21 protein-coding genes are annotated in these 22,824 nt (G+C 55.0%); 7 read left to right on the plus strand and 14 right to left on the minus strand.

The window, feature by feature from the left end; all coding sequences use genetic code 11:
- Window positions 1–49 precede the first annotated feature (49 nt).
- The 4 genes from BQ5383_RS06320 to BQ5383_RS06335 all read right to left on the minus strand — a co-directional run bounded on the left by BQ5383_RS06320 (window position 50) and on the right by BQ5383_RS06335 (window position 3,734).
- Complete coding sequence (locus tag BQ5383_RS06320; protein ID WP_071430417.1) at window positions 50–400, minus strand: Asp23/Gls24 family envelope stress response protein; 351 nt, start codon at window positions 398–400, stop codon at window positions 50–52.
- Between the two features lie 101 nt (window positions 401–501).
- A complete protein-coding gene (locus BQ5383_RS06325) occupies window positions 502–2,007 on the minus strand; it encodes an ABC transporter substrate-binding protein (RefSeq protein ID WP_071430419.1) in 1,506 nt (501 codons plus the stop codon).
- A gap of 443 nt (window positions 2,008–2,450) precedes the next feature.
- Window positions 2,451–2,711, minus strand: a complete 261-nt coding sequence (locus BQ5383_RS06330; RefSeq protein ID WP_071430421.1) for a stage V sporulation protein S — start codon at window positions 2,709–2,711, stop codon at window positions 2,451–2,453.
- 252 nt (window positions 2,712–2,963) lie between these two features.
- Entirely contained in the window at window positions 2,964–3,734 is a 771-nt protein-coding gene (locus BQ5383_RS06335; RefSeq protein WP_071430423.1) for a TIGR00282 family metallophosphoesterase, read from the minus strand.
- 301 nt (window positions 3,735–4,035) lie between these two features.
- Between BQ5383_RS06335 and BQ5383_RS06340 the strand changes: the two genes are divergently transcribed.
- From BQ5383_RS06340 to BQ5383_RS20645, 3 genes are read left to right on the plus strand one after another with little or no spacing between them, the layout of a single operon-like run.
- Entirely contained in the window at window positions 4,036–4,551 is a 516-nt protein-coding gene (locus tag BQ5383_RS06340) for a tRNA (cytidine(34)-2'-O)-methyltransferase (protein WP_071430425.1), read from the plus strand.
- Window positions 4,544–5,425: a DegV family protein gene (locus BQ5383_RS06345; RefSeq protein ID WP_071430427.1), complete on the plus strand. Its 882-nt coding sequence runs from the start codon at window positions 4,544–4,546 to the stop codon at window positions 5,423–5,425. Before BQ5383_RS06340 ends, BQ5383_RS06345 begins: the two co-directional genes overlap by 8 nt.
- 54 nt (window positions 5,426–5,479) lie before the next feature.
- On the plus strand, window positions 5,480–5,698 hold the full coding sequence (locus tag BQ5383_RS20645; RefSeq protein ID WP_139193369.1) for a hypothetical protein: 219 nt from the start codon (window positions 5,480–5,482) through the stop codon (window positions 5,696–5,698).
- On the opposite strand, the gene BQ5383_RS06350 is transcribed toward BQ5383_RS20645, so the two are convergent.
- Complete coding sequence (locus BQ5383_RS06350) at window positions 5,683–6,192, minus strand: hypothetical protein (protein ID WP_071430429.1); 510 nt, start codon at window positions 6,190–6,192, stop codon at window positions 5,683–5,685. The genes BQ5383_RS20645 and BQ5383_RS06350 overlap by 16 nt on opposite strands.
- Window positions 6,193–6,435: 243 nt before the next feature.
- On the opposite strand from BQ5383_RS06350, the gene BQ5383_RS06355 reads away from it, so the two are divergent.
- Window positions 6,436–7,236, plus strand: a complete 801-nt coding sequence (locus BQ5383_RS06355) for a M55 family metallopeptidase (protein ID WP_071430431.1) — start codon at window positions 6,436–6,438, stop codon at window positions 7,234–7,236.
- A 365-nt stretch (window positions 7,237–7,601) separates the two neighbouring features.
- Here the strand turns inward: BQ5383_RS06355 and BQ5383_RS06360 are convergent, their stop codons facing one another.
- The 3 genes from BQ5383_RS06360 to BQ5383_RS06370 are packed head-to-tail and all read right to left on the minus strand — an operon-like array spanning window position 7,602 to window position 10,945.
- Window positions 7,602–8,432 carry a VOC family protein gene (locus BQ5383_RS06360; RefSeq protein ID WP_071430433.1) on the minus strand — a complete coding sequence of 277 codons (831 nt, stop codon included), beginning with the start codon at window positions 8,430–8,432 and terminating at the stop codon, window positions 7,602–7,604.
- Window positions 8,433–8,453: 21 nt separating this feature from the next.
- Window positions 8,454–9,740, minus strand: coding sequence for an APC family permease (locus BQ5383_RS06365; RefSeq protein WP_071430435.1), 1,287 nt, complete (start codon window positions 9,738–9,740; stop codon window positions 8,454–8,456).
- Window positions 9,741–9,766: 26 nt separating this feature from the next.
- Window positions 9,767–10,945 carry a MalY/PatB family protein gene (locus BQ5383_RS06370; protein WP_235822027.1) on the minus strand — a complete coding sequence of 393 codons (1,179 nt, stop codon included), beginning with the start codon at window positions 10,943–10,945 and terminating at the stop codon, window positions 9,767–9,769.
- Between the two features lie 187 nt (window positions 10,946–11,132).
- Between BQ5383_RS06370 and BQ5383_RS06375 the strand changes: the two genes are divergently transcribed.
- On the plus strand, window positions 11,133–11,603 hold the full coding sequence (locus BQ5383_RS06375) for a MarR family winged helix-turn-helix transcriptional regulator (protein ID WP_083389867.1): 471 nt from the start codon (window positions 11,133–11,135) through the stop codon (window positions 11,601–11,603).
- A 615-nt stretch (window positions 11,604–12,218) separates the two neighbouring features.
- On the opposite strand, the gene alaS is transcribed toward BQ5383_RS06375, so the two are convergent.
- Window positions 12,219–14,867 (minus strand): alanine--tRNA ligase, encoded by a 2,649-nt coding sequence (gene alaS, locus BQ5383_RS06380; protein ID WP_071430439.1) that lies wholly within the window; start codon window positions 14,865–14,867, stop codon window positions 12,219–12,221.
- A gap of 457 nt (window positions 14,868–15,324) precedes the next feature.
- On the opposite strand from alaS, the gene BQ5383_RS06385 reads away from it, so the two are divergent.
- Window positions 15,325–15,765: a DUF8122 domain-containing protein gene (locus tag BQ5383_RS06385; protein ID WP_071430441.1), complete on the plus strand. Its 441-nt coding sequence runs from the start codon at window positions 15,325–15,327 to the stop codon at window positions 15,763–15,765.
- Here the strand turns inward: BQ5383_RS06385 and BQ5383_RS06390 are convergent.
- The 5 genes from BQ5383_RS06390 to BQ5383_RS06410 form a co-directional block, all read right to left on the minus strand.
- Window positions 15,743–16,411 carry a stage II sporulation protein R gene (locus tag BQ5383_RS06390; RefSeq protein WP_071430443.1) on the minus strand — a complete coding sequence of 223 codons (669 nt, stop codon included), beginning with the start codon at window positions 16,409–16,411 and terminating at the stop codon, window positions 15,743–15,745. The two genes, BQ5383_RS06385 and BQ5383_RS06390, sit on opposite strands and share 23 nt — an antisense overlap.
- A 114-nt stretch (window positions 16,412–16,525) precedes the next feature.
- On the minus strand, window positions 16,526–17,653 hold the full coding sequence (locus BQ5383_RS06395) for a DUF362 domain-containing protein (protein WP_071430445.1): 1,128 nt from the start codon (window positions 17,651–17,653) through the stop codon (window positions 16,526–16,528).
- 113 nt (window positions 17,654–17,766) lie between these two features.
- On the minus strand, window positions 17,767–18,945 hold the full coding sequence (locus BQ5383_RS06400) for an aminotransferase class I/II-fold pyridoxal phosphate-dependent enzyme (protein ID WP_071430447.1): 1,179 nt from the start codon (window positions 18,943–18,945) through the stop codon (window positions 17,767–17,769).
- Complete coding sequence (locus BQ5383_RS06405) at window positions 18,945–19,421, minus strand: Lrp/AsnC family transcriptional regulator (RefSeq protein ID WP_071430449.1); 477 nt, start codon at window positions 19,419–19,421, stop codon at window positions 18,945–18,947. The genes BQ5383_RS06400 and BQ5383_RS06405 overlap by 1 nt, the downstream gene beginning before the upstream one ends.
- A gap of 182 nt (window positions 19,422–19,603) precedes the next feature.
- Window positions 19,604–20,419, minus strand: a complete 816-nt coding sequence (locus BQ5383_RS06410; RefSeq protein ID WP_172724595.1) for a histidinol-phosphatase HisJ family protein — start codon at window positions 20,417–20,419, stop codon at window positions 19,604–19,606.
- Between the two features lie 438 nt (window positions 20,420–20,857).
- Between BQ5383_RS06410 and nadE the strand changes: the two genes are divergently transcribed.
- Window positions 20,858–22,675, plus strand: coding sequence for an NAD(+) synthase (gene nadE / locus BQ5383_RS06415; protein ID WP_071430451.1), 1,818 nt, complete (start codon window positions 20,858–20,860; stop codon window positions 22,673–22,675).
- The last annotated feature ends 149 nt before the right edge of the window (window positions 22,676–22,824 follow it).

The following is a 22,824-nucleotide window of genomic DNA, read 5'->3' on the forward strand; positions in this document are numbered from 1 at the left end:
ATGGAACACTGTCTCTCCCCTTCGATTTGGTCAGGTGAGACAGCTCTCCTTACTGCGCGGTCATGGAATCTACAAAAACATTGACCTTGGCCACCTGAAAGCCGGTGCTTTCCTCCACAGTATAGCGGACCTTATGAACAATGCTTTTGACAATAGCGGCGATATTTACCCCATAGGTAACGGCAATATGGATATCCACCAGCAGCTTGCCGTCTTCTGTGCGCACCCGGACGCCCTTATCGATATTGTCCCGGTTGCTCAGCACCGCTTTGATGCCCTGGTAGGGAGAGTTGATCATTCCGGCAACTCCGTAACACTCCGAAGCGGCCTTGCCGATGAGGTTTGCAAAATATTCCTGTGTGATCTCCACTGTGCCCAGTGTGTTTTCAAACCCGATCATAGTCATCCTCCTTTTTGCGGAAAAAAACCGCCTGTGGTCCCGGCTGTCCGTTGGAAAGGCGCCGGTCCGCGCTGAAAAGTCCGCCCCCTGCGGGGCACACCTTACCATTCTTCTATATTATAAAAAATATCCTGTTCCGTTGCAACTATATTTGCGGAAAAATCTCGGGAAAAGCAAAAGATGCCCCGGCGAAACAGCAGCGGGATCACCGGCATTTTCTTTTCCAGCATCGCCTCAAAATCCTCCTGGGAAAGCTCACCGCTGTGGAGCTGGGTATGGGCCTGTCTCAGCTCCTGATCGTCAGCCGCTCCCGGACCAAGCTGAGGGTCCGGAAACAGCACCCGGGACAGATCCAGATTGCCCGGCATCTTCACCTCTCCAAGGTACAGATCATACTGTCCCTGGGCGATCCTCTCCTGGAACTGCTCAAAGGGCAGCGCCTCCACAACAATCTCCACCCCCAGCTGAGCGCAGGAATCCTTGATCAGCTGGGCAACCGACTGCCGGTCATTGTTTTCGCTGTTGATCAGCAGCCCAACCGAAAACCGGCGTCCGTTTTGGGTCCTCCACCCTTCGCTGTCCCGCTGCTGCCACCCAAGAGCGTCCAGCTGCTGGTTTTGGCGGTCCACACTCAGATCCAGCTGGGCCACCCCCAGGGCGGTGGCGGAGGCCGCCGGATTGATGGGCAGGGCGGTAGCCGCGGCAAAGCCCACCATATAAGCCTTGCGGGCAATCTCTTCCCGGTCCATCATGGCGCTGAAAACACAGCGGGTTTGCTCATCCCATCCCAGCCGCTGGCTGTTGACCCCCAGATACACCATGTTGCTCAATGGAATCTGCCGATAGCCGATGCCCAGCCCCAGATTCAGGTCGGACTGAAGGTCGGAATACATCAGATCGATGGTTCCCTCCATTACACCATAGCTCTGTTCCTCCATGGTTTGAGTGGCCACCAGCTCCACGGTGCGGATATTGCCCGCGACACGGTAATAGCTCTCATTGACCACCATCCGGGTCTGACCTTCTTCCAGTACAAAGCGGCCGCAGCCTACGGGACGCTCCTGCGCCTCGGTTCCTATTTGCAGAATGGGGAAAGTCAGGCTTCTGGGAAAATAAATATCCGCCTGAGACAACGTAATGACCAATGTGTTGCTATCCGGCGCTTCAGCACCCACTACGCCTGTAAGAGCTGCGGAATATCGCGGTGTCTGGCGTGCCAGCTCCAGCGAGGCCAGAACATCGGCAGATGTCAAAGGAGAACCGTCGGAAAAGGTCAGCCCGCTGCGCAGCTTGACCACACAGCTGGCGCCCTCCACCGTCACCTCCTGAGCCAGGCGGTTTTTGGGCTGATAATCCTGATCCAGCGTCACCAGCGGATCATACAGCAAGCTGGTCAGGCAGCTGTTCTGAAGGGTTTGGCAGGTATAGGGATTGAGTGTATCCTCCGGGAAAAATGGCAGCCGGACCCGCTGCACCTGCTCAGGCTGACTTTGACTGACCTGAGGTTCGGACTGCTGCTGCGTTTGCTGTGTATCACTTCTGCCGCAGCCTGTGAACGCCAGGATAAGTGCCAACGATATCGCCGACATCCTCCAAAAAATTTTCATACCAGTTCCTTTCTATTGTACCCTGAAACCCAAAAATCTATCGCCTGATAAGCGGCAGAAAGCATCCCTTCCGCAAAAGAAAAAGGGATGATGCTTTTCCAACACAAATTTCTGTCGTGCTCCCTGCCGGGGCCCATTTCCCCCAGCCCTTGCGGGAATACTGAAGTACAGCTGTTTCCGGCGCCGAGCCGGCTGCCGTCCACCGGCTGGTATGTATCTCATGTATATTCCCACCCTCTTATGGAAAAGGGCGTCATTCCCGCCTCTGTTTATTCCGGCCGCTTCTTTTCCTCCCGCTTTTTCAGGAAAAGCGTTGCTGCGCAGGAATACCGTCGCAGCTGTCCCCAAAAAGCCTTTGGTGGATACCAGAGGTTTTTCAGGACTTGTGTACAGATTAAGCGGGGTCCGGAACGGACCCCGCCCAATTTTACTCTTCCTTCATTTTATCTTGGCTGCACAATCAGTTTGATGGCTGTGCGGTCCTCTTCGTCAATGGTGATGTTGGCAAATGCCGGTATGCAGACGAGGTCTACTCCCGCTGGAGCAAGATATCCCCTTGCGATTGCCACAGCTTTAATCGCCTGGTTCGCGGCACCCGCGCCAACAGCCTGAACCTCCACTTCCCCATGTTCCCGGATTACGCCCGCGATGGCGCCGGCTACCGCATTGGGGACGGATTTGGCGGAAACTTTCAGGACCTCCATGCTCTCCCCCCCTTTCTTTACTCTGCCTTACACCGGTTGGACCTGCAGTGCCGGCGAACTGCGGGTAAGGTTTTTTCCATTCTCAGGGCAGGCCATGGGGCCAAAGCTTCCGCATTTCCCACCTCTTGGGCGCCACCACCCAACGAACGAAAAAGCTCCTCTGATTCAAACTGCCGACACTGTATTGCTATCTATGAATAATCATAAACGATTCTAGCTGTTCTTGCAAGAACATCGAAAAAAATTAGATACTTATTCCACGTTCACCCGTTCAATTTTGGTGGTTTTTCCAGTCTTATGATCCACTGACAGCAATACTCCGCTCATTCTGCAGGGGCCGCTGTCATTAAGGAAGCGGGTGGGCAGGCCTGTGCGGAAACGATTGATGGCCAGCTCCGGACGTACACCCAACACGGAATTAAAGCTGCCGCACATTCCCAGATCGGTTATATATCCTGTTCCGCCGGGAAGGATACGTTCATCAGCGGTTTGGATATGGGTATGGGTGCCCACCACCGCCGTCACCCGGCCATCCAGATACATCCCCATCGCTACCTTTTCCGAGGTGGCTTCGGCGTGAAAATCCACCAAAATCACCTTGGCGTCCAGCTGAGGCAGCAGTTCATCCATCACATCAAAGGGATTTCGGTAAGCGTCCATAAAACAGCTTCCGGAAAGGTTGACCACCGCTGTTCTGGGAAGCCCCGGGCGGTCATAGATACAAAAACCCCGTCCCGGCGCGGAGGGATGATAATTCGCAGGGCGAATCAGCTCCTCCCGCTCAGCCAACTCCTGATAGATTTCCCGGCGGCGCAGCCCGTGGTTGCCCAAAGTGATCACATCGGCGCCGCTGTTCCACAGCTGTCTGGCGCTGGAGGGAAGGATCCCGTTGCCTTCGGCGGAATTTTCGCCATTGACCACCGTCAGTTCCACTTTCAGCTCCCGGCGAATACGGGGCAGACGCTCCAGCAGAAAGCGGCATCCGTTATCCCCCACAACGTCCCCCAGCATTAAAATATTCATCGGGTCCTCCTCCTTTCATCTTTGCCATCACCTGTCACAGCATCTTTTTAAGCCTTTGGGCAAGAGATGCCAGAGCCAAACTGTCCATCACCCAATCACGATAAAAGCGCCTGTTACAGGCAATGATGTTAGACATTATCATACCAGAAAACATCCATTTTGAAAAGTCTCCGGCGTGGATAAATCAACCTTTTCTCTTGACTTCCTCCATGGAATCCCTTAAACTTAAAAAGCAACACTTGTTACAATTTTATGCAGCTGCCCTTTCTCTTGGGGAAGCGCAGCGCCGGAGGTTTGACTATTGAGCTGTTTGAACATTGTGCTGGTGGAACCCCGCATTCCTCAAAACACCGGGAATGTGGCCCGCACCTGCGCCGCCACCGGAGCCCGTCTCCATCTGGTAGAGCCTCTGGGCTTTACGGTGGATTCCGCCAAGCTGAAACGGGCCGGTCTGGATTACTGGTCCTTTCTGGATATCACCTATTACCGCAACCTGGAGGATTTTTTCTCCAAAAACGCGGGGGGAACCTTTTTTTATTACACCACCAAGGCCCGGCAGGTATACAGCGATGTTTCCTATCCTGACGGCTGCTTTTTGGTATTCGGCCGGGAGGATGCCGGACTTCCGGAGGAACTGCTGCTTCAGAATCCCCGCAGCTGTGTCCGCATACCCATGCGTCAGGGGCTGCGGAGTTTGAATCTTTCCAATTCTGTCGCCATTGGCGTTTATGAAACCTTACGTCAGTGGGCGTTTCCGGCACTGCAAAATCAGGGACAGCTTCATCAATATAAATGGGAGGAAAACTGCTTTGATTAAGATCATCACCGATTCCGCTGCCGATATCCCTGCCAAAGAGCTGGCCGAGGGCCAGATTGAGATCATGTCCATCCCCATCACCGTAGACGGTGTCACCTATCGGGAAGGAAAGGACTTCACCAGCGAAGAATACTATCAGATGCTGGCAAAGGCCCGCAGTATTCCCGTTCACGCCCAGGTGACCATGCTGGAGTACAGCGAGGCCTTCCGCAAAGCCATCGAAGAGGGCTATAACAACATCATCTGCGTCACCATCACCGCCAAAGGTTCTGGTATGTATGACGCCGCCTGCCTGGCCAAAAAGGTCATTCTGGAGGAGCAGCCTGTACTGGCGGAGGAAGTGACCATTGATGTCATCGACTCCAAGGGTTATACTTACGTTTACGGTCAGGCGGTAGTGGCTGCTGCCAAAGCTGTTAAGGAAGGAAAGAGCCGGCAGGAAGTGCTGGAGATTCTGCGGCAGCATCTGGAGGGGTATCAGGCTGTGGTGGGCCTGACCAATCTTTCCTATGCCAAGCACAGCGGACGCATCACCACTGTAGCGGCTTTTGTGGGGGAGGTCATGGGATTCCGTCCCATTCTGCGCCTGACAAATGGTGAACTGAAAACAGAAGCAAAGGTACGGGGCGACAGCAAGCTGATTGAAAGCCTGGCCCAGATCTTTATAAAGGAAGCCGCCAATGATGGACGTCCCTACTACATCATTTGCGCAGACTGTATGGACAACGCCCAGGAGCTGAAAAAGCAAATCAGCAAGGGCAGCCATATCAAATGCGGCGGTATCTATCGGATCGGCGGCGCGGTGACCACCAATGCCGGTCCTACCGTCTTTGGCGTCATCATCCCCAAAAATATTCCCGCCCAGCAGGATTGAGAAAGCGGCGTCAATGGGCTTTTCACCATTTTAGTGCACAGGCAGCATTCTGTCATGGAAAAACCACTGCCTTCATCTTTTCCAGCAGGCACCATGGCCCGCTCTGGCGGTGTGCGTTTTGCCCCGCCGGCAGAACGCTTTGCTTTTTTTCCAAAAATTCCATCAGCGTGTGACAATGAAAAACACCGCCCCGCTACAGACTCGCTCGGTCTGTTTTTGGGGACGGTGTTTCTTCTTTCTTGTGATATGGGAGAAACTCACCATTCAGTCTGAACCTTGGATGGTGCACAGCGGCGAATGGCATCCACCATTCTTTGATCCGGCTCAAATATCACCCGGGTCAATCCATTTTCGCCTCTCAGCAGCAAAAACCAACGATTATCCGCGTTGGGAGCGGATGCCACATCCAGCACCCGGACACAGGCACGGGAAAGCTCGCTTTGATACCGGGGCGAAAGAGGGGCCATCAGCTCCAGCCGTTCCCGGAGATTTACTTCCAGGCGGTTTTTTCTGCGGCGCTGTCCATAAATGGCGTCTACTGTCAAATCCCCATTGGAAAGGGAATACTCATACTCCATATTGGTCAGTACCCAAAGGTACCAACCACCTACCAGAGCCACAGCCGCAACCAAGGGCATCAGAAAGGCCCCCAGCGTTCCAGAGACAAAAATCAGCACCACTGCCGCCAAAGCGATCAGCGCCTTGATGCCCATTTCCTTTGGTCCCATTTTTCTGGCGACCAGGCGCTCTACAAATACATCATCCATTTGAAGCACTCCTTTTTGATGGGATATCTTCCACCGCTGTCAGGGATGTATCTAGTGTAGCATGAACAAGCGCCCATTTCAAACAAATCCAAGATTGTTCATAAATTCCTTGTATTTATGCAAACATTTTACCACACATTTCACAAAACCACTTTTTCTTTTCCGCTTTCCGCGCTATAATGGAAAAGCATATTGATAAAATTTCCCTTTTGGGGGTAACGTTTGCATGAGGAGGTCTTTTTCATGAAAGTTTTTATCAGCAGCGATATTGAGGGAACCACAGGTATTACCACCTGGGATGAAACAGAAAAAAACGCGCCCTCCTACGGCTATTTCGCCGCTCAAATGACCAAAGAGGTGAATGCGGTCTGCACCGGCGCACTGGAAGCCGGAGCGGATGCCATTCTCATCAAGGACGCTCATGACTCTGCCCGCAATCTGGACCCCTCCGCCCTGCCCCGTCAGGCGCGGGTGCTGCGGGGATGGACCGGAGATCTGCTGTGCATGATGAGCGGTATTGACACCGACAGCTTTGACGCTGCTATCATGACCGGCTACCACAGCGCTGCGGGATGCCCCGGTAATCCCCTCTCCCACACCAATAACCTGAAAAACGAGTGGGTAACGCTCAACGGCCAGCGGATGAGTGAATTTACCCTCAACGCCCTGATGGCCGGATACTTTCATGTGCCGGTGGTGCTGGTGACCGGCGATGAAGCTCTGTGCCGGTATGCCAAGGGCTGGATTCCCGGTATTACCACTGTGGCTACCAACCGGGGCATCGGCGGGGCCTGTCTGGGCCGCCATCCTCAGGAAGTGACGGAAGAAATGCGGGTAGCCGCCCGCAGAGCTCTTACCAGTGATTTCAGCCGCTGCCAGGTGCCTATGCCGGAGCATTTCAAGATGACCATCCGCTTCCGGGAGCATCCTGTGGCCTACAGCCGCAGTTTTTACCCCGGCGCCACTCTCTCCGACGCCAAAGAAGTCTCCTTTGAAACCGACGATTTCATGGAGCTGCTGCGGTTTGCCCATTTTGTGCTGTAAGCAGACGGCGAGGGCTTTTGCTGTAGGATTGTAAAAGCTAATTCCCGTCTCGGGGCATTTTGGCTCTTGCCAAGGGGCTGATGCCATGAAAAACAAGGGTTCGTTCCCCCCGCTCACCATTCAAATCTCCATTTCTCCGCAGACCAAAGGGAACATATCTATCCTACGATGAATCTGCCTGTTTTCTGCTTATGAAGCCATGGAGCACAATCACCAAATGGGAAACTGATGTTTTCCCTGTCTGCGGTCTTTTGATCCTGTTCAAACGCCCCCGGAAGTCAGTGCATCCATCATGACTTCCGGGGGCTGATCGTTTTATGCAGATAAACTTTTTCTTTTAAAAATGGACCGGAGTAAGCAGAACATCATTTTGCCTGAAAGCCTAAAAACAGTCCCAACTGCTCGCAAACATCCACCACCAAAATCTCTTTCTCCTTAATGGCATATCCGCAGTGATCGGTGAATTTTTTCAAAGCCTCCCAGTCGGAAACGGCAAAAACCAATCCGGCATAGTGGCTGCGGCGCCAATCCTGAGTGACCCCATAGCGGCTGCTCAACTCATCATCGGTGCAAAACTCAATCTCGTCAATCAGGTGACCGCTGTCTGCCGCCGGCCGGAGAATCTCCTGAAGCTCCCCAAAGCCTTTGATGAAATCTCCTTTGCGCTGCTCATCGCCGCTGTTGACCACCAGCCGGGCAATGCGGAAGGCAGAGTTCTCATGCTGATAACGATGGGGCTGATAAATCAGATTTGGTGTGAGATGTTCCGCCACACCCAACAAGGTGGAAGGAATGGGAGATTGACCCAGATTCAGCCAGCCAAAACGGGCCATACCTTTGTTTTCTCCATGATCCGCTGGTCTGGAGGCTTCCATTACCTGGGAGACCTCCTTACCTGCCTCTTGAAGCAACTGATGGGATTTTTGAATATTGCTGCTGCTGAGCACCACCGTATGAAGGGCGGAGGGGGAATGGAGATATACGCTTAAATAATCTCCGGGTTTGCTGCAAATACATTCCAGGTAAGAGTTGTCAAACATGAAATGGAGGTTGGTTGCGGCGGCTTCACCCTCCAGACCGGTTTCCATAGAAGAAACTTGCCCGTGGCGGAATCCCAGACGGCGGAAAATTTCCTCCACCGGCGTCAGATCTTTGCTCATAATGCCTACATGGTCAATGACAGAAGCCTGTCTCAAAGCACATCCTTCTTTCTTCTTTTACTGGGGAATGTATTTCTTTCTTGCCAGAACGTAGAGGAAGCATACCACCAGCACTCCGCAGATAATGCCAAGCACCGTCATGCTGTAGCTCATAAAGTTATAAATGATCAGCGCTACAAACAATCCGGAGCAAACCAGTGTCAGCAGAGTCACCTTCCACTGCTCCTTGATGTAAAAACGGGATGCTTTCCACTGCTCGGGATATTTCTTGGGCAGGTTGATCAGCGCAAAGTTGGGGATCAGATAAAACAGCAGTGCCAGACCGGTACCGACTGTGGACAGCAGGCTGACATTGGCTCCCAGAAGAATGGGGACAATACCGATGATCCAGAAAATGGTCAGCAGCACATAAGGAGCGCCGAAGCGATTGACAGCAGCCACCTTCTTGGGGAACCAGCCGTCCTCCACGCCTTTGATCATGGTGTTGCAGTACCACATCAGGCTGCCGTTGATGGTGGTCATAATGGCCATCAAGCATCCGCCGATGATGAAGAACAGCATTCCCGCCTTATTGGAATAGATGACCTGGGCCGCAAAAGTCAGAGGCTGATTGGCCACCTGCTCATAAGGAAGCACGGAAGCTCCCGCGAAGCCTACCGCGGCAAAAAGCAGGGTGGCGATAGCGGTTACAGTCAGCGCCGCATAAAGCAGTGTACGCTGAGGCTTTTCCACGTTTCCGCCGAATTCCAGCAGGGTCAGGCCGCCGCCCATGGAGAACATGAACATTGCCACCGCGGAAATCAGGCCGCCAAAACCATTGGGGAACAGCCGCTCCACTGTCAGTGCGTCGGGCATGGCTTTCATACATCCCAACACAGCGAAGGAACCCAGTGCCAGTACCAGCAGGATATTGAGGAATTTCTGCACCTTGGTGGCAGTCTGAACACCGAACAGATTAAAAATATAGAACAGTGTCACAATGCCCACCGCAATTGGTGTAGCAGGAGCGTTGGGAATAATGGACACCACATAGTTGGCAAAGGCCACACCAAAGAAGGCCATGATGATCCGACCGATAAAGAAGATCATCAAAAACATTCCACCGGCCACAGGGCTGAGAAGCTCTTTGGAAACGGTATAGGAATAACTGGTTCTGGGGATGGTAACGCCTACGATAAGGGTGGGCAGCATGGAAAACATAAACAGGATACCGGCCAGAATATAAGCCAGGCCAACACCGGTATCTGTGTGCCCAATTCCAAATCCGGTCAGTGTGATCACGCCGCTGCCGATGATAATGCCCAGTCCGATGGTCACAAGCTCGCGATAACCAAGTTTCTTCATTTCTTCGTCCTCCCACAGATTTGATTTTATATCTCAGGATAGAGAGACCGTTTCATCTTTTCCAAACCCCGCAAAAGCACCCGTCTGGGACAAGCGAAATTGATTCTCTCAAATTCCTCTCCCGCCTGTCCGAAAATACTTCCGTGGTCCAGAGCGATCTTTCCTACTTCTTCCAGCTGCTTCTTTCTCCATGCGCTGTCCGGCCTGTCGGCAAAGCGCAGCCATGCCAAATATGTACCCTGAGGACGCTGCCACTGGCAGCCAGGCATATTGGCGCTGATATACTCTTCCATGGCGTCCAGATTGCCTTCCAGATACCGCAGCAGCTGCTCCAGCCACTCCTCTCCCTGCTCATAAGCCGCCTGTGCCGCGGCGGCGCCAAAGGGATTGGGCAGGAGAATACCGTTGGCATGGAGTGTTTGACAAAAATCTTTCCTTATGGCATCATTTGGTATAATGATATTGGAGGTTTGCAGCCCCGCTATATTGAAGGTTTTGCTGGGAGAACTGCATACGATGACATTGTCCAGATACTCCGTCATGGACAGCAGCGTGATATGCTTGCTTTCGCCAAACACGATATCACAATGAATTTCATCCGCCACCACCAATACCTGGTGTTTGCGGCAGATCTCCATTACCGCCGTCAGCTCTTGCCGATTCCATACCCTTCCAACGGGGTTGTGAGGGCTGCATAAAAACATTATTTTGGCTTTGGGGTCCGCTGCCTGACGCTCCAGCGCTTCCAGGTCCATCTCATAGCCAACAGGGGTGGAGCGCAGGGGTGCGTCTCCCATTTCCAGGCCATGGTCCCGGACCGCTTCCAAAAACGGATAATAAACCGGCGTTTGCAGCAGCAATTTGTCTCCGGGCCTGCATCGGCTCTGTATGATATAATTGAGGGCGGGAACGATGCCGTTGCTGTAGCAAATCCATTCCCTTTTTACTTCACATCCAAAGCGGCGGCGATACCAGCCGATCACGCTGTCATAATACGAGGAAGTAAAATCGCTGTATCCATAAATACCATGCTGGGCAACCTTTTCCACAGCTTCCCTCACGGGCTGTGGACAAAGAAAGTCCATATCCGCCACCCAGAAAGAATCCACATTTTCTCCGCTGAATCCACACCATTTCTCAATGAGCTGTGGATTCCATTTGATACTTCCGCTTTCCTTTCTGGAAATTTCCTGGTCAAAATTCACTGACAACCGGCATCCGCCCCTTTTGATGATATATTATTTTAAAGGCCCTTAAAGTTAATGTATTAAACAGTTTAATTGCTTAACCATATACTAACTCTGTTTTTGCTTTTTTCAATTGACAAATGCAAACATTTTCTGCAACAATATTTGTACATTAACGACATTTCTTCCGGGGAGGATTTCATCTATGACATCAAATGAGCGCTATGAAAAATTTTTGGAAATGATGCGTTTAATTATCCGCAGCAAAGATTTGATCAACTGTTATGAAAATATTCCCCGTACCTACGGTTCACCGGATATTTTGTATCAGGGGGAATGTCATACCATTCAGGCCATCGGCGACGACCCGGAGATCAGTATCACTGAAATTGCCAAGCAGATGAACAAAACAAAAAGCGCCTCATCCCAATTGATTGACCGGCTGGTGCGGAAAGGATTTGTTCTAAAATCCCCTTCTCCCCATAACAACCGCAGCTGCGTGCTGAGTTTAACGCCCTTGGGAGAGCAGGTCTATCAGTTCCACAAAAAATTCGACAGCGAAAGCTATCACTCCATTTTGGAGTCTCTTTCCCAGTTTTCTCTGGAAGACCTGGAAACTTTTATTCAAATCCAAACCGCTATCAATCAAAAGCTGGAAGAAAACACCCATCTCTGATACCGATATGCAAAAACTCCCCATGCCCGGATAAACCGGGCATGGGGAGTTTTTTGAGTGTGCCGAACTTTTTCGGCACACTTCCAGGGGGACCCAGTCCCCCTGGATACGCCGCTTGGTTCCTGGCGAAACCAGCGGCGATACCCCCGGTTTCGCGCCCCTGTGGGCGCGGGTCGTGGTATAAAAATCAGGCGCATGTCCCTCTGAGTGTGCCGAACCCTTCGACACACTTCCAGGGGGACCCAGTCCCCCTGGATACGCCGCTTGGTTCCTGATGAAACCAGCGGCGATACCCCCGGTTTCGCGCCCCGGTGGGCGCGGGTCGTGGTATAAAAATCAGGCGCATGTCCCTCTGAGTGTGCCGAACCCTTCGACACACTTCCAGGGGGACCCAGTCCCCCTGGATACGCCGCTTGGTTCCTGATGAAACCAGCGGCGATACCCCCGGTTTCGCGCCCCGGTGGGCGCGGGTCGTGGTATAAAAATCAGGCGCATGTCCTGATTTTTATGATTTTGAATTTGTCTGTACTCCAAAACAAATTTTTCCGCGGTCTAAAAAACTCCCCACACCCGGATAAACCGGGCACGGGGAGTTTTTCTCTTTCACAGGAATTCTTATTTTTTCAGCATATCCAGGATGACGCTATCCATCTGAGCGGCCGCATCGGGGATCTTGGAAGCGTCGCCCACACCGCCCATGGCGCTGTCGGGACGTCCGCCGCCGCCGCCGCCGGTGATGGCGGTGATGGCCTTGACCAGCTTGCCGGCATGGACACCCGCTTTGACCGCATCGGCGCCGCAGCTGACAGCCACGTTGCCTTTGCCGTCGCAGACGGTGCCCAGAATAGCGATCATATCAGGATGGTTAGCCCGGAGGGTATCACAGAGGGTACGGAGAGCCTCCGGCTTGGTGCCGTCCACGTTGGCGCAGATGACCCGGAAACCGCCCACCTCTTTGGCGCCGGAGCACAGGCTGTTCACCTTCATGGAGGCCAGCTTCTGTTCCGCGGCGGCCAGGGCCTTCTCTCTGGATTTCAGCTCGGCGGCCATAGCGGTCACACGCTCCGGCAGCTCAGCATGGTTGCCTGCCTTTACAGCGGCGGAAGCATCGGAAAGGAGCTTTTCGTCCTGATCCAGCACATCCAGCACGCCCCAGCCGGTGGTGGCCTCAATACGACGGATACCGGCGGCTACAGAGGATTCCTTGAGGATCTTGAACAGACCCAGCTTGGCGGTGTTATCCACATGGGTACCACCGCAGAATTCCAGGGAGCAGTCCTCCATGCGCACCACACGGACAATGTTGCCGTACTTCTCACCGAACAGGGCCATGGCGCCCAGCTTGCGGGCTTCCTCAATGGGCATCTCGGTGGCGGTGACATTGTGAGCAGCCAGAATCATCTCATTGACCTTCCGCTCCACCAGCTTGATCTCCTCAGCGGTCATGGCAGAGAAGTGGGAGAAGTCGAAACGGCAGGTATGGTCATCCACATAGGAACCGGCCTGATGGACATGATTGCCCAGCACCGACTGAAGGGCGCTCTGGAGCAGGTGGCAGGCAGAATGGTTGCGCATGATGGCCCGGCGGCGGTCTTTATTCACCTCAGCCTTGACGGTATCTCCGGTGGAGAGAACGCCATGCTTGACCCGGCCCATATGAGCGAAATATCCGGTAGCGGTCTTTTTGCAGTCCTCCACCTCAAAAACAGTGTCGCCGCAGGTGATGACGCCCTTGTCGCCCACCTGTCCGCCGCTTTCAGCATAGAAGGGGGTCTGGGAGAGGATGATGGTGGCTTCGTCACCTTCACCCACGCTGTCGGTCAGCTCACCGCTGTAAAGGATGGCCTCCACAGTGGCCTCTGTCTCCATGGTCTGATAGCCCACAAAGGTGGAGTGGATCTCCTTGCCCTTGAGAACGTCCTCGGTCCAGGCCACATCGCCCAGAGCGGCACGGGTAGCCTCACGGGCAGTCTCCCGCTGTACCTTCATGCAGGCGTTGAAGGTCTCCTCGTCCACGGTGACGTTACGCTCCGCGGCGATCTCCCGGGTCAGGTCGATGGGGAAGCCATAGGTATCATAGAGCTTGAAGGCCTCGTCGCCGGGGAACACATCCTTGCCCTCAGCCTGGAGACGGTCCAGAGTGGCGTTGACCATGGCAAGTCCGCCGTCGATGGTCTTGGCAAAGCGCTCCTCTTCCATCTTGATGACCTTGATGATGTAATCCTTGTTCTGTACCAGATCGGGATAAGCGGTCTCGTTCTCCTTGATGACCGTCTCGCATACCTTGTACAGGAAGGGTTCATTGATGCCCAGCAAACGTCCGTGACGGGCAGCCCGGCGCAGCAGACGGCGCAGGACATAGCCGCGGCCCTCATTCTGGGGCACCACGCCGTCGCCGATCATGAAGGTGGTGGAACGGATGTGGTCGGTAACCACACGGATGGAGATATCCTTCTGGGGATCCTTCTTGTATTCCACACCGGCAATGGCACAGATATGCTTCATGATGTTCTGGACGGTATCCACCTCGAAGAGGTTGTCCACACCCTGCATAATGCAGGCCAGACGCTCCAGGCCCATACCGGTATCGATGTTGGGATGCTCCAGGGGGGTGTAGTGGCCCTCGCCGTCGGAGTTGAACTGGGTAAACACCAGGTTCCAGAACTCCACGAAGCGGTCGCACTCACAGCCCACATGGCAATCGGGCTTGCCGCAGCCCTTGTCGGGACCACGGTCAAAGTAAATCTCAGAGCAGGGGCCGCAGGGACCGGAACCAATCTCCCAGAAGTTGTCCTCCCGGCCCATGCGGACCATGTGGCTGGGGTCCACACCCCGGCGCTTGGTCCAGATCTCATAGGCTTCATCGTCATCCTCAAAAACGGAGACATACAGCCGGTCCACCGGCAGCTCCAGCACCTTGGTGCAGAATTCCCAGGCCCAGGTGGTAGCTTCTTCCTTGAAATAATCGCCGAAGGAGAAGTTGCCCAGCATCTCAAAATAGGTGCCGTGGCGGGCGGTGTGGCCCACATTCTCGATATCGGGGGTGCGGATGCACTTCTGGCAGCTGGTGGCACGGTGATTGCCGTCAGGCAGTTCCGCCAGACCCATAAAGTATTTCTTCAGGGGAGCCATACCGGAGTTGATCAGCAGCAGGCTTGCCTCATCCTGAGGTACCAGGGGAGCGGAGGGCAGACGGGTGTGGCCCTTGCTCACATAGAAGCTGAGGAACTTCTCCCGCAGCTCATTGAGTCCTGTCCATTTCATTTGATGATTCCTCTCTTTTTTATGATTTTGTGATTGCAGATGGAGGATCAGGCAATGGAACAACAAAAAGGCTTTCATCCCTGCCGCTGACGGCCAAAGGGACGAAAGCCTCGCTTCCGTGGTACCACCCAAATTGCGCCCCTGACAGAGCGCCGCTTTTGAGACTGTAACGGGTCCACCCGTGCCGTTCCTCACGGCAAGGCTCAGGGTTGGCTGACAAAGCGGCCGGCCAAAGGCTTTCAGCCATGGCCTTTTTCTCTGAATGCCGGTGTGCTTTGCTTCTTCCCTTCCACGCCTGATTCCATATCTATTGGTCATTATACTCTGAGGCTTTGCCACTGTCAAGGCGCATTTTGCCTCTTTTTCTTTCTCTCTGGGCCTTCCTTTTAGAGGCTTTGCCGTGTATAATGGGAAAGTAGAATTTTCTTATCTTGCTATAGAAAGGATTGAGCCTTCCATGGCACTGAATCTTCGCTGTCAGAGCTGCGGCAAACGCTATGATTTTCAAAAGGATGAGATTTGTCCCCGTTGCGGCGCATTCAACAGTCCCAACGAGGATCAGCGCCAGGCCCTGGAAAAACAAATTCTTCAGGAACGCATCCGCCGGCAAGATGTACCGGACTGTACCCCCGAGTGTATGCCTGAGGGGTACGGCGGTCACAGCCACACCACTCGTCCCCGTACCGCCCAGCGGCAGTCCGGCAGCAATCAGTGGCAGTCCGCCCAGGCCCAGAAGGCCCGCCGGGCCCAGATCGCCCGGAAGGAGCGGGCGGAAAATGGGGGAAGCAAAAAGGGCTGCGGGTGCGCTGTGGTCATTCTGATTCTCCTGTTTTTCTGGATGCTGCCCATGCTTCTGGGTGCGCTGACCATGCTGTTTATTGATCTGGGGCTGTACTGACCCCCGCTTTTTGGCTGTCCACTTCCACAGGGGTTTCTTCTCCGAAAAATCGGTCCCAGATGCCTTCCGCCGCCTCCACCACCGCGAAGGAAAGGCGGTATGGCTGCTGCTGGGACAGGTCCCGGATCTCCTGGGTCAGCTCCGGGTCGGGGTCTGCCGCCGCTCCCACACAAAGGGGCGGGAACATGACGCACCACCAGTTCTGCCCCTGTCCCTTTCCAATGGTCAGCCGCAGGGCGTCGTACTCCCCCGCCGGAAGGGTGACATCCTCATATACCCGGGTACCGAAGTACATATGGACCAGTTCCGCCTTTACCGGATCGCCGCAGCCACGCTGTTTCAGGGTGGTTTCGGCGATCCGCTCTATTTCCCTGAGCTTCTCTGACGCCTGGAGCTCCGCCTGGGAGAGTGTGGAGGCCCCTTCAAAAAGCGTCTCGCTTTCCGCCAGCAAAGCGTCCCGGACCGCCAGCTTGTTCTGCTGATCCTGGTCACTGTCGGAGGCCGCCAGAATGTGAAGACGGAACACCTCCTGCCGGATCTGTCCGCACTCCTTCCAGAAGTCCCACAAAGGCAGCAGCAGTGCCGCCAGCATCAGTCCCAATATCAGCGCCCGGTCCAGACGTTCCGCCCGATCCTTTTTTCTCATATCAAAAACCGTCCCTTCTTCGCTGTCTGAGAGAAGTATGGGACGGTTTTTTGGTTTGTATTCCAAAAAATCAATTTCTGGCCGGTGGACAAGATCCCCGGAGCTTTGCCGCCATCATTTGACGATGCGGCGCACCGAAATAACATGGACCGGACACATCTCCTGGCAGCAGAAGCAGGAAATGCAGTTTTTCAGGTTGATATGGGCCTTTCCCTGACGAATCTCAATGGTATGAGGCGGACAGCTTTCAGCACATTTGCCGCAGCCGACGCACCGGCCCAGGTCTATCTTGGGTGTGGGGCGCAGGATGCGGTCCATCAATGCCCGGGCGGGGCGGCGGAACACCGGCGGCAGCTTGGAGACAAAATCCAGGCTGATGCCCCGTGGCAGACGGAAGGGCTCCAGCTGGGGCATGGGGTCTCCCTCCAGGCGAATCTTCTCCGGGCAGACCAGTCCCCGCTCCAGCGCCTCTTTGAGCATGGGGACCGTATCCGGCTCCAGCCCCATGGCCTGAGCCACAGCCCAATCCTGGGCGTACAGGTCCCGTGCGGCAAAAAGGCATCCCATCTGCCGGGGAGTACCGCTGGAAGGCCCATCCCCCTCCATGGCCACAATGCCGTCCAGCACCGTCACCGCGGGAGCCACCAGCTCATCCAGATCCACCAGCATTCCGGCGAAAGCCTGCTGGTTGGGATAGCGGTAATGCAGCTCCGGCTTCTGCAGCCCCGGCACACAGCCGAAAAGATTCTTCATTCCGGCGGAAAGGGTGGTCATGCCGTGGGTCTTTACCTTGGCCAGATTCACCACCAGATCCGCCTGGGCAATGGGGCGGATGAGATTGAAGCTTTTGCAGTATTTTCCCGCTTCCCGGCTTTTGGCCACCCAGGTGACATCGGTATTCAGCTTGATCCGGTCCTCCAGCCGCCGCAGGCCGCAGGTCTGATAGATTCCCTTTAAAAGCCCTTCGGTATACAGTCCTCCGGGGCTGTCCGCCAGGGTGATGTCTGTAATTCCCCGGGCGAGGAACCAGTCCGCTGCCGCTTCCACCACCATGGGGTGGGTGGTCACTGCCTGTTCCGGCTTTCTGGCCGCCAGAAGATTGGGCTTGAAAACCACCTTCATCCCGGGACGAAGAAGCTCCTCCACCCCCAACAAGGCAAACTGTCTGTCAATGGCTTTTCTGAGCATGGCGGGATCATATTTTTCCACCCGGCTGACTGTGACAAGGCCGCTGTATTCCATGGATTTCCTCCCTGATATGGTAATGCATTGGGTAAGCTTTTCCAAAACTCCCCCAGTCGGGGGCAGGCAAAAGCCCGGAGGATCGGCGACACCGCTCCTTCGGGCTGAAGATCTTATTCTTTGGGCAGTACACCCAATTCGCCCAGATAAGTCTCGATCCGGCGGAGAGCCTCCACCAGATGCTCCACCGAGTAGGAATAAGAGATGCGGACATAGCCCTCGCCGCTTTCGCCGAAGGCGCTGCCGGGGATGACCGCCACCTTCTGGGAACGGAGCAAACCCTCACAGAAGTCCTCCGAGGTCATGCCGGTGATCTTGATGGAGGGGAACACATAAAAGGCCCCCTGGGGATCAAAACAGGTCAGCCCCATTTTATTGAGGCTGTTGACCAGCAGCCCCCGGCGCATTCCAAATTGGATGGCCATCCGCTGGATCTCATCATCACAGCTGCGCATCGCCTCAATGGCGGCATACTGGCTGGTAGTGGGGGCGCACATGATGGCAAACTGATGGAGTTTGAGCATCTGAGCCATAATCTCCTTGGGGCCCACGGCATAGCCCAGCCGCCAGCCGGTCATGGCGTAAGCCTTGGAGAAGCCGTTGACCACCACCGTCCGCTCCTTCATGCCGGGAAGGGAGGCGATGGAGACATGGCGTCCCTCATAGGTCAGCTCCGCGTAAATCTCATCGGAAAGGACGATAATATCCGTTTCCCGCAGCACCTCAGCGATCCCCTCCAGATCCTGCCGGTTCATAATGGCGCCGGTGGGATTGTTGGGGAAGGGGAAAACCAGCATCTTGGTTTTGGGGGTGATGGCTGCCCGCAGCGCCTCCGGGGTCAGCTTGAACTGATCCTCCGCCCGGGTGGCCAGAGGCACCGGGACCCCGCCCACCAGACGGGCAATGGGATCGTAAGCCACAAAACAGGGCTCAGGGATCAGCACCTCATCCCCTGGATTGATCAGCGCCCGGGTACACAGGTCGATGGCCTCGGAGCCGCCCACCGTCACCAGCACCTGGCTGCTTTCATAATTCAGATCGAACCGGCGGTGGAGATAACGGGCGATCTCCTCCCGCAGCTCCGCCAGGCCCGCGTTGGCGGTGTACCAGGTATAGCCCTTTTCCAGCGACTGGATACCTGCCCGGCGGATGGCATAGGGGGTGCGGAAGTCCGGCTCTCCCACGCCCAGAGAGATCACACCCTCCATGGCATTGGCCAGATCGAAAAATTTTCGGATACCGGAAGGTTTTAATTGCTGCACACAGGAGGATAAAATTTTGCTGTAATCCATCAGAAGGTGACCTCCCTCATATCCTGATCGGTATCTACCGTCACCACGCCCTGCTCCTTATATTTTTTCAGTACAAAGTGGGTGGCGGTGGACTGGACCGACTCCAGGGGAGCCAGCCGGTGGGCCACAAACAGCGCCACGTCCTTGAAGGTTTTTCCCGCCACTTCCAGGGCCAGATCATAACCGCCGCTCATCAGGTAAACCTCCTGCACCTCATCAAACTGAGCAATGGTGCCGGCGATCTCATCAAAGCCCATGCCGCTCTTGGGGGTTACCTTCAGCTCAATACGGGCCAGACACAGGGAACGGTCCGTCTTGTCCCAATCCACAATGGCCTTATAGCCCTTGATGATTCCCTCCCGCTGGAGCCGGTCGATCTCCTGTGCCACCTCCACTGTGGTCTTTCCGGTCATGGCGGCCAGTTGTTCATTGGTCAGGCGGGCATTGTCCGCCAGAATTTGCAGGATGGTATTCATCATAAAACACTCCTCTCTTTAATCAAAGGGCGGTCAAGCCGCCCCTAAAATCACCACGATAGATCTCTGCCGAAGTTCCGGCCCTTCAATCGCCCTGTTGCCCCCGCTTTGACCCTTTGCCGGCAGCGACGCCTCCGCTCTTTTGAACGGATGCAAAATTTTCCCATCCGACAGCTGATGTTTTACAGGATCCTCAGCATCACCGGCTTGCGCTGGCTGTAAAAGGTGAAGTAACGGAAGCCCACCTCCAAAAGCAGGTCCATAGCCAAATCAAAATCCGCCGCCAGATGATCGGCGCTGTGGGCGTCGCTGCCCAACGTGACCAGCTCGCCTCCCAGCTCCCGATACCACCGCAGCACAGATCTCTCCGGAACAGGTTTTCCCAATCCCGCCCGAAGGCCGAAGGTGTTCACCTCCAGCCCTTTTCCGTCAGCGATCAATTGGCGGAGAATGGCGTCCACCATCTCTTTGCAGCAGTCCTCCTGTACAGGAATGCGGTATTTGCCCCAGATAAACCGTTCCGGATAACCCAGGTGAGCAAGCACATCAAACTGTCCCCACAGAACCATGTCATACTGGGCCTGATAATACTGCTCCAGCACTTTGGAAACCACCACCGCCGGATCGTTGAAATCCACCCTGGACAGGGGCTTGCCTTTTTCCAGGCTGTGGACCGATCCCAGCACCACGTCATAGGATGTCAGCCCCAGAGCCTGACTGGCTGCGGCGGGATAAAGATGTCCCTGTGCCAGTTCCACTCCCCTTGTCAGCCGCACAGACCGCCCAAAGGTAGCCTGCGCTACACCGATTTCAAAAATGGATTGGCGCAGCCGCGTTTCATATTGCTCCTCCGCAGCCACATCGCATTCAAAATGGTCGGTGACGGCAAAACCCATCACACCCTTTTCCAATGCCTTTTCACAAAGATAGGTGACGGAATGACAGCCGTCTGGGGAGTTGTCGCTATGTACATGGCTATCAAAAATGTTCAGTTTCATTGGTATGTGCTCCTTCCCCGCTGTCCTTTGTGCCGATAATGGTATCATTCTAGCATTTTCCACCCCAAAAGTACAGCCCATAACATCAGGAAAACGCTTTGCGAAGGGGAGGAAAAAATGGATTTTTCCAAATTCCGCTCCCATTGCCCCCCAAAAACAAACCACCTCTTCCCCCATCGGCAGGCAGGACTGTCCCACCCAAAACTTTCTGTTTTTTCTGCCGTCTTTTTCCATGTGGGGCAAAGGCTGCGGGGCAACTTTTTCTTTCCCTCTCCTCTTTACAAAGTGTGATATAATAAAAGGTATGACAATAACCTGTGGGACAGCCGCCGGACGGCCCTGTTTTCGGTTGTCCACCGGATCAGCCGGGACCTCTTGGACCTCTTGACAGAAAAGGAACCTGAGGTCTCACCATCCCCTAAGGAGGTCGAAACAGCTATGATTTCTCTCATTCGTGTAGCCGCCGCCGTCAATAAAGTGGTTCCCGCCGACAGCGACGGCTGTTTGAAAAATTTATGGGAATGTGTGGATTGCCTCAAAGAGGACAACCCGGACATCATCGTTTTCCCCACCCTGTCCCTGTCGGGCCGGGGCTGCGGCAGTCTGTTCCGCAGCGCGGTGCTGCTGGAAGGATGCCGCAAAGCTCTTGAAAACCTGTGCATTCTCTCCAGAGAGCTGGAATCCTACCTGGTGGTGGGATTGCCTTTGGAGGATGGAGGCCGTCCCGTGTCGGTGACAGCGGTTCTCCACAGCGGAGAGGTACGGGGGCTGATCCCCTCCTTCGACGCCCCTCCGGAAATGGATTTTTCCCAGTTTTCCCACCGCATCCTGCCGGTGGATACCGTGTTCCGCTGCGGCAACCTTTCCTTTTCTGTGCTTCCCGGGGACGTAAGCAAGCTTTCCCGGCGGATGCATTTGCTGGAGGGCACCGGCTGTGATCTTGTGCTGGTCCCCTCCTATGAGCCGGCCAGCTGCGGCAGCATGGCTCTGGGCCGGGATGTGGCCCGGCAGGTATCCAGGGACCATGGCGTGGCAGTGGCGGTAGCCAACGGCGGAGCCGGGGATTCCTCCTCGCCCTATCTGTACCGGGGCTGGTGCGGCGTATGGGAATGCGGCACCGAGCTGTGCGGGGAGCAGTGCCAGGGAGACAGCGCCTTCTGTCTGTGTGATGTGGACAGCGACATCATCCATTCTCAAAAGGCCTCCAAGGCTTACCGGGACCCGGTCTTTTCCGCTTATGGAGGACTGAAGCGGGGCCTGCTGCGGCGGGTGGCCCGCAATCCCTTCCTTACCGGCCGGGACAGCGGCGCTATGATGGAGCTGTTCGATCTCCAGGTGCGCTCCCTGGCGGACCGCCTCACTTCCACCGGGATGACCCGGCTGGTGCTGGGGGTATCCGGGGGGCTGGATTCCACTCTGGCGGCGCTGGTGTGCGCCAAAGCCCTGGCCCTGTGCAAATTGCCCCCTGAGTGCCTCATCGGCGTCACCATGCCCGGCTTTGGCACCACAGAACGGACCAAAGGCAATGGAGCGGCCTTGTTGGAGGGTTTGGGGGCCCGGATCCTGGAGATCCCCATCGGGGATGCCTGCAGGCAGCATTTCCAGGATATCGGCCTTAATGATGAGGATCGGGGCGCTGCCTATGAAAACGCTCAGGCCCGGGAGCGGACCCAGATCCTGATGGATATCGGAAACATGGAGAACGCCCTGGTGGTAGGCACCGGAGACCTTTCGGAGGCGGCTCTGGGCTGGTGCACCTACGGTGGGGATCATCTGGCGGGATACAATGTCAACATCTGCCTGACCAAAGGGATGGTCCGCAAGCTGTGCAGCGTTCTGGCCGCCAACGGAGTGTTTCCCCAGCTGACAGGCATCCTGCGGGATATCATCAACACCCCCATCAGTCCGGAGCTGCTGCCTCCTGACGAAAACGGGGAGATGGTACAGCGTTCGGAGGACATCCTGGGGCCCTATGAGCTTCATGACTTTTTCCTTTATTATCTGATCCGTTACTCCATGCGCCCCTCCAAGATCTACCACTATGCCTGCATCGCCTTTTCCGGCAGCTATAAGCCGGAATATCTCAAGGACCGGCTGGCCTTTTTCCTCAGACGGTTCTGCTCCTCCCAGTTCAAGCGGAGTGTGGAAACCAGCAGCGCCGCCATTGACTGGCCCAACCTGTGCGGTGTCGGCTTTACCATGCCCTCCGATCTGCGGGCAGACGCCCTGCTGCGGGAGCTGGACAGTGGAGAATGAGGTTTTTTGAGCGTGGCCGCGCCAATGTTTCGGACTTTGTCACTTTTCATATAAATGCGTTTTGTTGGGAATTTGTTTCCGTCAGATTTCGTCTTGTAAAATTTCTCGAATAGGTATATGATGAATCATATTCAAAGCGTATGGCACAG

Source organism: Angelakisella massiliensis (genome assembly GCF_900104675.1).
GTDB lineage: Bacteria > Bacillota > Clostridia > Oscillospirales > Ruminococcaceae > Angelakisella > Angelakisella massiliensis.